This is a genomic window from Anaeromyxobacter sp. PSR-1, from assembly GCF_000964525.1.
GTDB lineage: Bacteria > Myxococcota > Myxococcia > Myxococcales > Anaeromyxobacteraceae > Anaeromyxobacter.
This window is the reverse complement of record NZ_BAZG01000106.1, coordinates 1-14137: the sequence shown is the minus strand read 5'-3', so window position 1 is coordinate 14137 and position 14137 is coordinate 1. Positions and strand designations below refer to the sequence as shown.

Genomic DNA, 14137 nt, shown 5'->3' with positions numbered 1-14137 from the left:
GCGGCGGGCCGCCTTCGGGAGCTCGCGCACGGACGGTCCCCGGGCCGGCGTGCCGGACTCGAGCCCGACCCGCTGCCGCAGCGCGCGCACCTCCTCGGGCTCGAGCCGGCGGAACTTGCCGGGCCGCAGCCCGCCGACCCCGATGCCGCCGAACTCCGGCCGGAACAGGCGCTGCACCTGCAGCCCCACCGCCTCGCAGAGCCGCTTCACCAGGTGGAAGCGCCCCTCGCCCACCACCACCCGGATCCACACGTTGCGGTCGGCGTGCTCGTGGACGGCCACCTCGATCGCCTTCGCGGGGCCGTCCTCCAGCCGGACGCCGGCCTTCATCCGCTCGAGCGCCTCCGCCGGCGGATCGCCCTTCACCTTGACCAGGTACACGCGCTGGTGGCCGTAGCGCGGATGCGCCAGGCGGTTCGCCAGCTCGCCGTCGTCGGTGAGCAGCAGCGCGCCCTCCGCGTCGTAGTCGAGCCGGCCCACCGGGAACGGCCGCCCCGGCACGCCGCGCAGGTACTCCATGGCGGTGGGGCGGCCCTGCGGATCCGACGCCGTGGTGACGCAGCCGGACGGCTTGTAGAGCAGGTAGTAGCTGCGCTGCTCCGGCTGCGAGACGAGCGCGCCGTCCACCGTGACGAGGTCGCGCCCCGGGTCCACCTTCGTGCCCAGCTCGGTCACGGTGCGCTGGTTGACGCGCACCCGGCCGGCGCTGATGAGCGCCTCCGCCTTGCGCCGCGAGGCGATGCCCGCCCCCGCCAGGAACTTCTGCAGCCGCTCCTCGGCCATGGACTAGCTCCCCGCCGCGGGCGGTCCGCCGGGTGCGGGGCCGGGCTCGGCGTCGGCCCGGGCCTCGGCCTCGTCGACCCGCTTCTTCTCGGCGAGCGCGGCCTCGGCCGCGCGGGCCTTCTCGTCCGCCGCGGCCATCGCCTGCTCCAGCTCGTCGAGCGCCGCGTCGCTCTCGGCGCGCTTCGCCTCCAGCTCGGCGCGGAGCTTCTCGTCCGAGAGCTCCGCCACGATGCCCTCGATCCCGGGCGCCTGCTCGGCCGGGGTCTCCTTCTCCACGATGTCGCGGTGCTCCTCGGACAGCTCGTGGAACTCGCGCAGCGTGGGCAGCGAGGCGAGGTCCTTCAGCGCGAAGAACTCGAGGAACTCGCGGGTGGTGCCGTACAGGATGGGCCGGCCCGGCTCCTCCTTCTTGCCGAGGATCTTGACCAGCTTGCGCTCGAGCAGCGCCTTCACCACCGCGCCGCAGTCCACGCCGCGGATGTCCTCGATCTCGGGGCGGGTCACCGGCTGCCGGTAGGCGATGATGGCGAGCGTCTCGAGCGCGGCCCGGGTCAGCCGCTGCGGCTTCACCTTCAGGAAGCGGCGCGCGAAGTCGGAGTTGTCCGGCGAGGTGCGGAGCTGCCAGCCGCCGGCCACCTCGTGCAGCACGATGCCGCAGGGGCCCTCGCGGTAGTGGCCGGAGAGCTTGTCGAGCGCCTTCTCCAGCCGCTCCACGTCCACGCCGCTCGCGGCGCGCATCTCCTCCACCGTCAGCGGGCGCTCGGCCAGGAACAGGAGCGTCTCCACCACGGTGCGGACCCGGTCGGCGCTGAGCCGCCGCGCCGCCGCGGCCAGCTTCTCGAACGGCAGCTCCTTGTCGTCGGCGACGTCGATGTCGGCCGACTCCACCTCGTCCAGCGCCGGGTCGCCCTGCTTCGCCTCCTCGGCGGCCTGGAGCGCGTCCAGCTCGGCCGCGGAGACCGACGGCGCGGGCGCAGCGGGCGCGGCCTCGGGTGCGCCGGCCGGCGCCGCGGCCCCCGCGAGCTCCGCCGCCTCCGGCGCGGCCTGCTCCGGCACGGGCGCGGCCGCCCCGGCCTCGGGCACCGCGGCGGAGCCCTCCGGCCCCGCGCCGTCCTGCGCGGGCACGTCCTCCGCGGCGGTCGGCCGGTCGGTGGGCTCGGTCATCGGTAGTCCTCCTCTCCGAGGGTCACGTCGTCGCCGAGGGTGTCCTTCGCCTCGACGAGGATCTCCGCCCCGGGGCCGGCCTCTTCCAGCGCGGCCTGGTAGATGCGGATGAGCTTCAGCTTCGCCATCTCGAGGATGGCGAGGAACGTGGAGATCACGTTCGCCTTGGTGTTCCGGCTCTCGGCGGGGCCGGCGAGCAGCTCCTCGAAGGTGGCGCGGCGCCGCAGGCGGAGCACGTCGGCGACGCGCGAGATGGCGTCGCTGATGGTGAGCCGGTCGGTGATCACCTCGTGCGAGTGCTCCGGGCGCGCGTGCGCGATGGCGCGATCGAGCGCCTCGATGAGCTTGAACACCGAGACGTCGGCGAGCCCCTCCGGCCCCTCCGGCGCCGCGGGGCGCTCGGCGCGGACGCGCCGGGTGAACACCGTGCGGTCGAGGATGTCGCGCCCGCCCAGCTCCTCGCCGGCGGCCTTGTACTTCTGGTACTCGAGCAGCCGCCGCACCAGCTCGGCGCGCGGGTCCACCCCGGCGTCCTCGGGGCCGGCCGCGTCCTCGGCCACCTCGGTGCGCGGCAGCAGCAGCTTGCTCTTCATGAGCAGGAGCTGCGCCGCCATGTGCAGGAACTCGCCGGCGATGTCGATGTCGAGCTCGCGCATCGCCTCCAGCGTGGCGAGGTAGCTCTCGGTGATGCGCGCGATGGGGATGTCGAAGAGGTCGACCTCGTGCTCCTTCACGAGGTGCAGGATGAGGTCGAGCGGCCCCTCGAACGGCGGCTGGCCCTCGCGGAGCGGGGGCAGCGTGACCCGGAACGCGTCCGCCGCGGCGCGCGCGTCGGCGTCGGCGTCGCCGGCCCGCGGCGAGTCCGCGCCGAGCCCGGCGTCCGTGTCGGTGTTCCTGGCCATCCCGGCGGACCGCCCCCCGTGGTGGGTCCTACTCGAGCTTCATCGCGGCGCGGACCTGCACCATGTTCGCCTCGGCCGCGGCGCGCGCCTTCTCCGTCCCGAGCTGCACGAGATCGTCGAGGTCCTTCGGCTTCGCGAGCAGGGCCTCGCGCCGCGTCCGCATCTGCTCCTGCTGCGGCAGCAGCCGCTCGAGCAGCTTCTTCTTGCAGTCCACGCAGCCGATCCCGGCGGTGCGGCAGTTCTGGTCCACCCAGGCGACCGTCTCGGCGTCGCTCGTCACCTTGTGCAGGTAGAACACGCCGCAGACGTCCGGGTTGCCCGGGTCCTGCCGCCGCTTGCGGGCCGGGTCGGTGACCATGCCCATGATCTTCTTCTGCGTGGACTCGGCGCTCTCGCCCAGGTCGATGGTGTTGCCGTAGCTCTTCGACATCTTCCGGCCGTCGGTGCCCAGGATCTTGGGCGCCGCGGTGAGCAGCGGCTGCGGCTCGGGGAACACCTCGCCGTAGTGGAAGTTGAACTTCCGGACGATCTCGCGCGACAGCTCCAGGTGCGGCACCTGGTCCACGCCCACCGGCACGCGGGTGGCCTTGTACAGGATGATGTCCGCGGTCATCAGCACCGGGTAGCCGAGGAAGCCGTACAGGGCGAGGTCGCGGTCGGTGATGTTCTCCCGCTGCTCCTTGTACGTCGGCGAGCGCTCCAGCCAGCCGAGCGGCGTGATCATCCCGAGCAGCAGGTTCAGCTCGGCGTGCTGCTTCACCCGGCTCTGGATGAACAGCGTCGCCTTGGCGGGGTCGATGCCCGCGGCGATGAAGTCCACGAACATCTCGCGCTCGGCCTGCTTGATGACCGAGGTGTCGTGGTAGTTCGTGGTGAGCGCGTGCCAGTCCGCGCTGAAGAAGAAGCACTCGTTGCCGTCCTGGAGCTGGACCCAGTTCGCGAGCGCGCCGTGCAGGTGGCCGAGGTGGAGGCGGCCGGTGGGCCGCATGCCGCTGACGATGATGGGGCGCTTCGAGGACATGGATCTCCGGGTGCGGGTCAGGCGCTGATGGCGCCGGCGAGCTGGGCGAGCAGGCCGACCACGAAGCTCGACGGGCCCGAGATGATGCGGCCGGCGAAGATGAAGACCGCGAGGAGCAGGAACGGCGACAGCGCGGTGACGCGCTCCCACTGCGGCCGCAGCCGCGCCGGCATGAACCCGTCCACCACCCGGCTGCCGTCGAGCGGCGGGACCGGGATGAGGTTGAACAGCGCCAGGTTCACGTTCAGCAGGACCATGATCTGCAGGAGCTCGCCCACGCCCTGCCCCGGCGCGATGGCGGTCGGGGCCCAGCGCCAGCACAGCGCGAGCGCCACGGTCGAGAGCACCGCGAGCAGGATGTTGGAGATGGGGCCGGCCGCCGCGGTGAGCGCCATCCCCGTGCTCATGTTCACGTTCTGCCGGAACCGCGCCGGGTTCACCGGCACCGGGCGCGCCCAGCCGAACGGGATGCCGAGCAGCGGCAGCAGGACGGTTCCGATGGGGTCCACGTGGGCGATGGGGTTGAGCGTGAGCCGCCCCATCCGGGACGCGGTGTCGTCGCCCAGCTTCCAGGCGCTCCACGCGTGCGCGAACTCGTGCACGGAAAGCGAGAGCACGAGCGGGATGAGCATCATCAGCCCGCGTTGGAGGTCGAACCCCATTGCCTAAAGCCTCGTCGGGAAAAGCGGTTCTTTAGCAGCGTGGCGCCGGGCGGTCAACGCGCTCGGCGGCCGCCGGACGCGCCGGGGCCGCGGCCCGCTCCCCCCGAAACAGCGGGGGCGCGCCGATTCCGCCCGGGACCGTGGCGCGGCTCAGGCGCGGGGGTGGAAGCGGTCGTACAGCCGCTTCACGTGGGTGCGGTCCACGTGGGTGTAGATCTGCGTGGTGGAGACGTCGGCGTGGCCCAGCATCGCCTGGACCGCGCGCAGGTCGGCGCCCCCCTCCAGCAGGTGGGTGGCGAACGAGTGCCGCAGCTTGTGCGGCGAGATGCGCCGCCGGATGCCGGCGCGGCGGGCGCAGCGGTCCAGGATCTTCGCGAACCCCTGCCGCGTCATCCGGCCGCCGCGCGGCGTGACGAACAGGTCCTTCGAGCGGCGCCCGTGGAGCAGCCGCTCCCGCGCGACCGCCAGGTAGGCCTTCACCGCCTCGGCGGCGGGCGCGCCCACCGGCACGATCCGCTCCTTGTTCCCCTTGCCGCGGGCGACGAGCACCCGGGTCTCGAGGTTCACGTCGTTGAGCTGGAGCGAGACGAGCTCGGAGACGCGCAGCCCGGTGGCGTAGAGCAGCTCCAGCATGGCGCGGTCGCGGATCCCGGCGGCGCTGCGCACGTCCGGCGCGGCCAGCAGGCGGTCCACCTCGTCGTGCGAGAGCAGCCCGGGCAGGCGGCGTCCGGGCCGCGGCGACTCGATCTCGTCGGACGGATCGGCGGGGGTGACGCGCTCGGCGGCGAGGAGCTTGTGCAGCGAGCGGATGGCGGAGAGCGCCCGGGCCTGCGAGCGCGGCGACAGGCCGCGGCGGACCAGCTCGGCGAGGTGGGCCTGGATCTCGGCGCGGCCCACCCGCTCCCAGGCGTCCACGCCCAGCTCGCCGAGGTGCTCGAGGTAGCGGCGCAGGTCGCGGCCGTAGGCCTCGACGCTGTTCTCGGCGAGCCCCTTCTCCACGCGCACGTGGGCGAGGAACAGGTCGAGGGCGGGCTCCAGCGCGGACATCGCGCCGACGATAGCGCCGCGCCGCCGCGCGTCCAGTTCGCGGAGGCGGCCGGCGTCACTCCATCAGGTCGGAGACGTCGCCCTTGCCGACCCGGACCACCACCGGCTCCGGGCCGGAGAGGTCGATCACCGACGACGGCTCGGCCGGACGGAACCCGGCGTCCAGGATGAGGTCGAGCCCGTGGCCCAGCTCCTCCTTGATGTCGTGCGCGTCGATGAGGACGTCGCCGTCGGGCCGGGCGGCCGAGGTGGAGATGAGCGGGTGGCCGAGCCGGCGCACCAGCTCGAGCGCGATGGGGCTGTCGGGGATGCGGATGCCGACGGTCTTCTGGCGGCGCAGCACCAGCTCGGGGACGAGCCGGGTGGCGGGGAGGATGAACGTGAACGGCCCGGGCACCTTGCGGCGCAGCACGCGGTAGGCGGCGTTGTCCACGATGGCGTAGCGCGAGATCTCCGCCAGGTCCTGGCAGATGAAGGCCAGCTCGTGGGTGCGCGGGAGCTGCTTCAGCTGGTAGATGCGCTCGATGGCGCGCTTGTCGAACAGGTCGCAGCCGATGCCGTAGAACGTGTCGGTGGGGTACGCGATGACGCCCCCCGACGAGAGCGCCGAGACGGCGCGCTCGATCACGCGCGGCTGCGGGTGGTGGGGGTCGATCTCGACGATGGGCGCGGCCGGCATGGGCCCGCGATCTAGCAGCTTTCCGCCGGCTCCCCAAGCACCGCGGCGGAGGCGCGCACCGCGGGCGCCCTCCCGGTACGGCGGGCGGGCGTCCGCGGCGCGAACGGACCCTCGTCAGCTGCGGCTCTTCCCGCGCTCGATCAGCTCGCGGACCTTCTGGCCGCCCTTCTTCCCGATCTCCTCGTAGAAGGCGTGCCCGCGCTCGTCGCGCACGGCGATGCCGCCCTTGCGCCCCGCCTCCGAGACCGTCATCCCGCGCCGGCCCTCGTCCGGCTCGCCCCGCCCGACCTTCTCCTCGTGATCCGCCATTCCCGTCCCCCTCCCGTCCGCGTGCTAGCGATCGTCCCCCATGCCCTCGCCCTTCCCGGCCTCCTCCTCGGCGCCGGCCTTCCCCTTCTCGATCAGCTCGCGGACCTTGTGCCCGCCCTTCCGGCCGATCTCCTCGTAGAAGGGCGTCCCGCGCTCCGCCTTGATGGTCTCGCCGCCCTTCTTGCCGATCTCCTCGTAGAAGCGCGGCCCGCGCTCGGCCTTCACGGTGTCGCCGCCCTTCTTGCCGATCTCCTCGTAGAACTTCCGGCCGCGCTCGGCCTTCACGGTCTCGCCGCCCTTCTTGCCGATCTCCTCGTAGAACTTCCGGCCGCGCGTCTCCCGGACCCGCACCCCGCCCTTGCGACCGGCCTCAGAGACCGTCATCGCCCCCTTGCTGCCGCCCTTCTTCTCTTCAGCCATGTGTCGCCCCCGTCCGTTCACGCACAATGTGGTCGCTGGTCTTCCGCCGGCGCAGGGCCCGGGCGAGCACGTGCTCGGCGATGGCCTCCGCCATGTCCAGGCCGGTGGCCTCGAGGATCCCCTGCCAGCTCGGGTTCCCGTTCACCTCGATGACCGTCGGGCCCTCGTCGCCCATGACGAGGTCCACGCCGGCGTAGTCCAGCTCCAGCGCGCCCGCCGCCGCCTCCGCCACCGCGCGCACCGCCACGGGGCAGTCCACCGCCTCCACCCGCCCGCCGCCGCCCACGTTGGTGCGCCACTCGCCCGGCGGCGCGTGCCGCACCATCGCGGCCCGCGTCGTGCCCCCGACCACGAACACGCGCAGGTCGCGCCCCGGGTGCGGGACGTACGCCTGGAGATAGACGGCGCCGTCCCGCCCCGCCCGATCCCGGACGCGGTCCCGCCCCGCCCGATCCGGGCGGACCCGCTCCACGCCCTCGCCGAGCGAGCCCGCGAGCGGCTTCGCCACCGACTCGCCGAGCCGATCCAGCGCGCGCTCGGCGCCCGCCGGCGCCTGGGCCACCGCCGCCGGCGGCGTCGGCACCCCGGCGCGGACCAGCAGCCACGAGCTGCGGAACTTGTCCTGGGCCGCGAGCAGCGCCTCGATCCGGTTCACCACCACCGCGCCGGCTCCCTCCATCGCGCGGTAGATCTCGAACTGCGCGTCCGGATCGCCGGCCCGCCCGAGGCCGCGCGCGAGCACGAACGCGTCCACCTCCTCCATCCGCATGGTGCCGAGCGAGACCCCCACGCCCTCCGCCCCCACGCCGGCCGCCATCGCCGACGGATCGATCACCACCGCCTCGCCCCGCCGGGCACACGCAGCGAGCAAGCGCTTGCTGTGCCAGTCCTCCTCCGGCCAGGCGGTCACGACCCCGATCCGGACGAAGCGTTCCATGCGAGGCTTGCTTCCCTTCCCCCACCCCGACCGCCGCGCAACATGGTGTCCATGCCCGGCTGGCAGGACAAGGGCGCGCCATCCCGAACCTTTCTCGGAGGTCCCGCCGGGTCCGGCCCGTGGCGCGGCCCGTGAGGCCGCCGGGCGTGCGTCGCCGGTGCGCGGCGTGCCCGCCGGCGTGCCCTCGGCGGCGGGGTGCGGAGGAACGGACCGTGAAATGCGCCGGTCAGTCGGCGCGGGCGAGCGCCGCCTCGAGCGCGGCCACCACGCGCTCGGCCTGCTCGCCCTCCAGCGGCCGGCCGTCGGCCGTGCGGACGTAGAACGCGTCGGCCGCCCGGTGCCCCTCGGTGGCGATGCGCGCCAGGTCCACCGACACGCCCAGCTCGAAGAACGTGCGCGCGACGGTGTGCAGCAGGCCGACCCGGTCCGCGGTGAAGACGTCCACCACGCTGTGGGCGCGGGCGCTGTGGTTGTCGATCACGATCTTGGTGGGCACGCGGGGGAGCGGCTTCGCGGCGACCGTGGAGGCGCGCAGGCGCCGGGTCATCAGGGCGCCGAGCGGCTCCTCGCCCGCGAGCACGCGCGCCAGGTCCCGGCGCGCGGCGCGCCACCGCGCCGGCTCGACCGGCCCGTCGTCGGGCCCGCGCAGCTCGAACACGTCGAGCGCCCGGCCGGCCAGCCAGCCGGCCGCCGCGGGATCGGGCGAGCTGGAGAACACCTCGGCGTGCTGGATGTCGATGCGGTGCGCCGCCAGCACGCCCGCCACCGTGGCGAGCAGGCCGGGGCGATCGCGGGCGGTGAGCGCCAGCTCGGTCACCCCCAGGTCGCGCCGGTGGCGGAGCGCCCCGGCGAGCACCCGGTCGCGCCCGAGCTGGAGCAGGCGCAGGTGGTGCGGCGCCTCGTCGGGCCCCGCCGTCAGGAAGTACCGCGCCGGCATGGCGGCGACGAAGCGCCGCCGGTCGTCCTCCGACGCGTGGCGGGGGCTGGCGGCGAGCGCGCCGGCCACCCGCGTCCGCCCGGCCGCCTCCGCCGTCCCGGGCTCGGGGCGGCGCTCCCCACGCTGCAGCACCTCGCGCGTCTTCCCGAAGAGCTCGAGCAGCAGCCGCGCCTTCCACTCGGTCCAGGTGCGCGGGCCCACCGTGGCCATGTCCGCGTAGGTGAGCAGGTACAGCTTCTCCAGCCGGTCGAGCGTGCCGACCTCCTCCGCGAACGCGTGGATGAGATCGGGGTCCGAGAGATCGCGCCGCTGCGCGATGGCGGACATCCGCAGGTGCTTCAGCACCAGCCACTCGATGTCGGCGGCGTCGTCCGGGTCCACGCCCATCCGCACGCAGGCCTCGGCGGCGATCTCGGCGCCGCGCACCGAGTGGTCCTTGCCGGCGCCCTTGCCGATGTCGTGGAACAGGGTGCCGAGGTAGAGCGCCAGCGGGCGCGCCTGGGCCCGCATGAGCTCGCCCAGCACCGGCTCCTTCACGTCGCCGCAGCGGAGCGCGAACAGCCGGCGCACCGCGAACAGCGAGTGAACGTCCACCGTGTACACGTGGTAGACGTCGATCTGGCGGCGGGCGGTGATCCGCGCGAACTCCGGCAGCACCTTGGGCAGCACGCCCAGCTCGTGCATCTGCGTGAGGAACCGGCCGCGGGTCTCGGGCCGCGTGAAGCACGCCAGCAGCTCCTGGTTCAGCTCCGGGTCGGCGGCCGCCTCGAGCGGCAGCTCCTCGGCGACCTGCGCCGCCAGGTCCCGCGCGTACGGGTACAGGTCGAGCTGCTCCCGGTCCGCCGCCGCGAACAGCCGCACCAGCGCGGCGGGCGAGCGGCGCAGCACGTCCTTGTCCGAGACGGTGAGCCGGCCGCGGAACACCTTCAGCTCGCCGCCGGGCAGGAAGCGGTCCGCGGCGCGCGTCGGCTGGCCCTGCAGCACCGGCACCGGCCGCTCCGCGCCGATGGTGGCGGCGGGCGGCGGCACCATGCGCCAGCCGGTGGCGGTCTGCGTCTCCAGGCACCGGTCCACGATCGCGTCGCACGCCACCAGCACCGCCTTCGCGGCCAGGTAGTAGTGGCGCATGAACTCCTCGACCCCGCTCGCGCCCTCGCGGTCGCGGTAGCCCATCGCCAGCGCCACCTGCGGCTGCACGTCGAAGGTGAGCTGGTCCCACTTGCGGCCGGCGAGGTAGTGCATCTCGTTGCGCACCCGCCACAGGAAGTCGCGGGCGCGGCGCATCTCCCGGATGTCGCGCTCCGGCAGCAGCGCCCGGGAGAGCAGCTCGGTGATGCCCGCGACCTTGAACCGCACCCGCGCCAGCCACAGCGCCGACTGGAGGTCCCGCAGCCCGCCCTCCGACTCCTTCACGTTCGGCTCGAGCAGGTAGAGCGAGTCGCCGAAGCGCTCGCGGCGGCCGCGCATCTCGTCGAGCTTGTCCTGCAGGAACTTCTCCACCTTGGCGGTGGAGAGCCCGTGCAGCTCCTCGCGCTCGAGCTCGCGGTACAGGTCGCGGTCGCCGCCCAGCCAGCGGAGGTCGAGCAGCGCCGTGCGCGCGGTGTGGTCCTCGGAGGCGAGCTGGTCGCAGGTCTTCAGGTCGCGGACCGCGTAGCCGACCTCGAGCCGCAGGTCCCAGAGCGCGTAGACCAGGCGCTCCGCCGCGGTCTTCACGAACGCGTCCGGCTTCCCCGGCGCGTGGAGCACGAGCAGGTCCACGTCACTGAACGGTGCCAGCTCGCGCCGGCCGTAGCCGCCCAGCGCCACCAGCGAGACCGGCGAGGGCGCGTGCGCCTGGCCCGCCTCGGCGACCGCGCGGTCCCAGAGCGCGCCCACCACCCGGTCCATGGCCGCGCTCTGGAGCCGGACCACCGTGTGCCCGCTCGCCCCGGCCCGGTGGACGTCCTCGACGTAGCGGCGCAGCTCGGCGAACGCGGCCCTGGGATCGCCGGTCACCTGCGGCAGCTCGGCGAGCTTCGCCTCGAACTCGAACGGCGCGGCCACGGGGAGGTTGATCAGGGCGTCGAGCGCGGGGGGGGGCATCGCGCCGGAGTATAGCGTCGGCCGGCCCCGCGCTCCCGCCGCCGATCACGGCGCCGGCGCGTGGACGGCGGCGACCGTCCTCGGCGCGGCGACGGCTGCCAGCAGATCGGGCACCCCTGCCTCCCGGACGAGCACCGGGTAGCGCAGCCCGCCGCGCCAGGCGATCGCGTGCGTGTGGAAGCGCTCACCCGACTCGACCAGCAGCTCCAGCGCCCCGCCGCGCTCGGTGGCGCGCAGCGCGTCCTCCAGCCGCTGCCGCGTGTGCTTGCGGCCGTTCACCGCCACGAGCTTCGCGCCCGGCGGGATCCCCGCCCGCGCCGCCGGGGAGCCGGGGACCACGTCCACCACCCGGTCGTCGGAGAGGTAGAGGCCGACCGACGCCTCCAGGTTGAAGGACCCGAGCACCCGCTCCTGCGCCGCCTGCAGCGAGCTGGGCGTCTCGCTCATGGCGAGGCGCCACCCGGCCGCCTCGATCCCGGCGGTGGGGGCCTCCGGGCGCGCACGGACCACGCGCGCCTCGAGGAAGCCGGCCCAGTCGAGCGGCGCCACCTTGCCGAGCGCGGCGATCACGTCCTCGACCCGGTAGGCCGACACGGCGGGCCCGCCGGACCGACCGCCCAGGAACGCCCGGACGAAGTCGTCGAGCGAGCGGGCGCCGCGGGACTCCCGGCGGATGCGCGCGTCGGCCTCCAGCCAGACCAGCGCGCCCTCCCAGTAGAAGTCCACGCTGCGCCGCGCGTACGCGCCCTCGCTGCGCGCGCCGTAGCCCACCTGCGCCGCCGCGGCGGTGTCCTCGAGCGAGCGCCAGGCGCGGCCGGTGGTGCTCGCCATGCCCTGCGCCGCCACCGCGATCGAGTCCGGCAGGCGCGCGCCGCCGAGGCCGCTCCGCGCGGCCAGGACCCAGCCCAGGTAGTGCGTCAGGCCCTCGTACACCCAGAGCAGCCGCGCGTCGGGCGGCGCCTGGAAGTCCGCGGTCGCCATCCCCTGCGGCCGCCGCGACTTGCCGTTCCACGCGTGGACGTACTCGTGCGACAGCAGGCCCGCCCGCGTCCGCCGCGCGACCGGGTCGAGCAGGGCCCGCTCCGGCATGCGCATGTCGGCGCACTGGTGGTGCTCCAGGCCGGAGAAGACGATCTCGTCGGAGAGCGTGACGAGGAAGCGGTAGCTGGCGAACGGGTACGCGCCGAACAGCGCGCCGGCCTCGGCCACCAGCCGCTCCACGTCGCCGCGCAGCTCGGCCGGGATCGCCAGCGCCTCCTCCGACTCCGCCGCCACCACCAGCAGGTGCGGCGGCGCGCCGGGCGCGTGCACCGGCAGCTCCACCAGGTGGCGCCCGGCGAGCACCGGCGAGTCCACCAGCAGCTCCAGGCTGGCGGGCGCGAAGCGCATCGCCTCGCCCTCGCGCGCGGCGATCGGCAGGGCGGTGCTCGCCTTCCAGCCGCGCGGCAGCGTCAGGCGCGCCCGGACCGGCTGCTCGGCGGCGGGGACGCCGGCGGGCACCAGGACCGCCGTCCCCCAGCCCAGGACGCCGAGCTGCGAGGTGAAGGAGGACCCGGCGGCGGAGCTCCCCTGCCCCGCCGGCGGCGCGAGCTGATCGAGGGCCACCTCGACCCGGTCCGCGCCGCGCGGCACCTGGAGGTGGAAGGCGTACGGGTCCACCGGGTCGCGCGTCCACGCGAGCGGCCGCCCGCCCGCGGTCACCGCCAGCGAGGCCAGCTCCGCCACCGCGTTGCTGGGGCGGTGATCGCCGGGGAGCCACTTCGGCGCGACCAGCGTCAGCGGACCCGGCCGCGCCGGGATCACCAGCCGGGCGTGGACCACGCCCGAGGGCGCGTCCCGGAGGTCCACCTCGAGATCGATCGGCGGCGCCGCGCTCAGCGCAGCGAGGCCCACGGCGACTGCGGCTCCCAGCATGCACGCTCCCGGCGAGAGCCTTCACGCATAGCGGAGAGCGGCCGCCGTGTCGAGGGCTTCCGGGCCCATGCACCGCGCGGGGGCCGTCGGTCCACGCCGGGTCAGCGCGCCGCCGCGACCCGCGCGTCGCCCCGGGCGAACTGCGTCACGGCGCGGGTGATCCCGGACGCCACCTCGTCCTGGTACCGCGCCGAGCCGAGCCGCCGCTCCTCGGCGCGGTTGGAGATGAACCCGGTCTCGACCAGCACCGCGGGCATGCGGGCGCCGAGCAGCACGTAGAAGAGCGCGCTCTTCACGCCGAGGTCCTTCACGTCGCCCACCCGCGAGCGCACGCCCGCGCACACCTCGCGCTGGACGAGCTGCGCCAGCCGCCGCGAGCTGTCGGCGCTGGCCTTCGCGTCGAGGTCGCTCAGGATGCGCGCCACCTCGGACGGCCCGTCCTCGGCGTCGAGCCCGTTCTCGCGGGCGGCGAGGCGGGCCGCGTAGCGGTCGTCGGCCACGTTCAGGAAGTAGGTCTCCACGCCGGCCCGGACCCGGCGCGGGTGGGCGTTCGCGTGCACCGAGACGAACAGGTCGCCGCGCGCCGTGTTCGCGAGCGCGGTGCGCTCCTCGAGCGCCAGGAACCGGTCGTCGCGCCGCGTCAGCACCACCTGGAAGCCCTCTGCCTCCAGCTTGCGCGCCAGCCGCCGCGCGATCGCGAGCGTCACGTCCTTCTCGCGCACGCGGGTCGGGCCGATGGCCCCGGGGTCGTGGCCGCCGTGGCCGGCGTCCACCACGATGCGGCGGATGGGCCCGAGCTCGCCCTCGCCGGCGGACGGGCCGGCCTTCCCCGCCGGCGCGGCCGGGCCCGGGCCGGGCGCCGGCGCCGGCTCCGCCGCGCGGGTCGCCCCGGCGATCGCCTGGTGGATGGCGGCGTGCGTCCCCACGTCCACGATCAGGCGCGGCGGGTCGTCCAGCGTGAAGAGCTGCACCTTGTCGTCGCCGGGCAGGTCGAGCACCACGCGCACGGTGTTCGGGCCGTTCTGCGCCGCGCGCACCCGGTCCACCTGGTCGCCCGCCACGGCGCGCTCGACCGCCTTGCCGTCCAGCTGCGCCGGGCGCAGGTCGAGCGCGAGCCGGCGCGGCCGGTCGCCCTCGGGCGCGAGCTCCAGCTTGTGCCAGCCCACCCAGTGCGACAGGTAGATGGCGACGCGGGTGTAGTCGCCGCTCGACCAGGTGCGGACCTCGGAGACGGTGGCGGTGCCCTCGCCGCCGGACTCGCCCAGCGGCATGGGCCGGGC

13 protein-coding genes are annotated in these 14137 nt (G+C 74.8%); all 13 read right to left on the bottom strand.

Annotation, left to right across the window (positions count from 1 at the left end; all coding sequences use genetic code 11):
- Positions 1-783, bottom strand: a 783-nt coding sequence (locus tag PSR1_RS15065) for a pseudouridine synthase (RefSeq protein ID WP_059438324.1), incomplete at its 3' end; no start/stop codon positions are given.
- 3 nt (positions 784-786) lie between these two features.
- The gene (gene scpB / locus PSR1_RS15060) at positions 787-1947 is read right to left on the bottom strand and encodes an SMC-Scp complex subunit ScpB (RefSeq protein WP_059438323.1); all 1161 of its coding nucleotides are present in this window, start codon (positions 1945-1947) and stop codon (positions 787-789) included.
- Positions 1944-2849: a ScpA family protein gene (locus tag PSR1_RS15055; RefSeq protein WP_059438322.1), complete on the bottom strand. Its 906-nt coding sequence runs from the start codon at positions 2847-2849 to the stop codon at positions 1944-1946. The genes scpB and PSR1_RS15055 overlap by 4 nt, the downstream gene beginning before the upstream one ends.
- 28 nt (positions 2850-2877) lie before the next feature.
- The gene (trpS, locus tag PSR1_RS15050; protein ID WP_059438321.1) at positions 2878-3870 is read right to left on the bottom strand and encodes a tryptophan--tRNA ligase; all 993 of its coding nucleotides are present in this window, start codon (positions 3868-3870) and stop codon (positions 2878-2880) included.
- A 17-nt stretch (positions 3871-3887) separates the two neighbouring features.
- The gene (locus PSR1_RS15045; RefSeq protein ID WP_237757999.1) at positions 3888-4505 is read right to left on the bottom strand and encodes a site-2 protease family protein; all 618 of its coding nucleotides are present in this window, start codon (positions 4503-4505) and stop codon (positions 3888-3890) included.
- 177 nt (positions 4506-4682) lie between these two features.
- A complete protein-coding gene (xerD, locus tag PSR1_RS15040) occupies positions 4683-5579 on the bottom strand; it encodes a site-specific tyrosine recombinase XerD (protein WP_059438319.1) in 897 nt (298 codons plus the stop codon).
- A gap of 55 nt (positions 5580-5634) precedes the next feature.
- A complete protein-coding gene (locus PSR1_RS15035; protein WP_059438318.1) occupies positions 5635-6258 on the bottom strand; it encodes an L-threonylcarbamoyladenylate synthase in 624 nt (207 codons plus the stop codon).
- Between the two features lie 114 nt (positions 6259-6372).
- Positions 6373-6567 (bottom strand): hypothetical protein, encoded by a 195-nt coding sequence (locus PSR1_RS15030; protein ID WP_011420745.1) that lies wholly within the window; start codon positions 6565-6567, stop codon positions 6373-6375.
- 24 nt (positions 6568-6591) lie between these two features.
- A complete protein-coding gene (locus PSR1_RS15025) occupies positions 6592-6987 on the bottom strand; it encodes a general stress protein (RefSeq protein WP_012526193.1) in 396 nt (131 codons plus the stop codon).
- Positions 6980-7924: a RimK family alpha-L-glutamate ligase gene (locus PSR1_RS15020; RefSeq protein WP_059438317.1), complete on the bottom strand. Its 945-nt coding sequence runs from the start codon at positions 7922-7924 to the stop codon at positions 6980-6982. Before PSR1_RS15020 ends, PSR1_RS15025 begins: the two co-directional genes overlap by 8 nt.
- A 226-nt stretch (positions 7925-8150) precedes the next feature.
- Positions 8151-10943 (bottom strand): [protein-PII] uridylyltransferase, encoded by a 2793-nt coding sequence (glnD, locus tag PSR1_RS15015; protein ID WP_059438316.1) that lies wholly within the window; start codon positions 10941-10943, stop codon positions 8151-8153.
- A gap of 45 nt (positions 10944-10988) precedes the next feature.
- Positions 10989-12857, bottom strand: coding sequence for a M61 family metallopeptidase (locus PSR1_RS15010; protein WP_059438315.1), 1869 nt, complete (start codon positions 12855-12857; stop codon positions 10989-10991).
- A gap of 101 nt (positions 12858-12958) precedes the next feature.
- Positions 12959-14137 (bottom strand): N-acetylmuramoyl-L-alanine amidase (locus tag PSR1_RS15005; RefSeq protein ID WP_152643363.1); only part of this gene is annotated, 1179 nt, incomplete at its 5' end.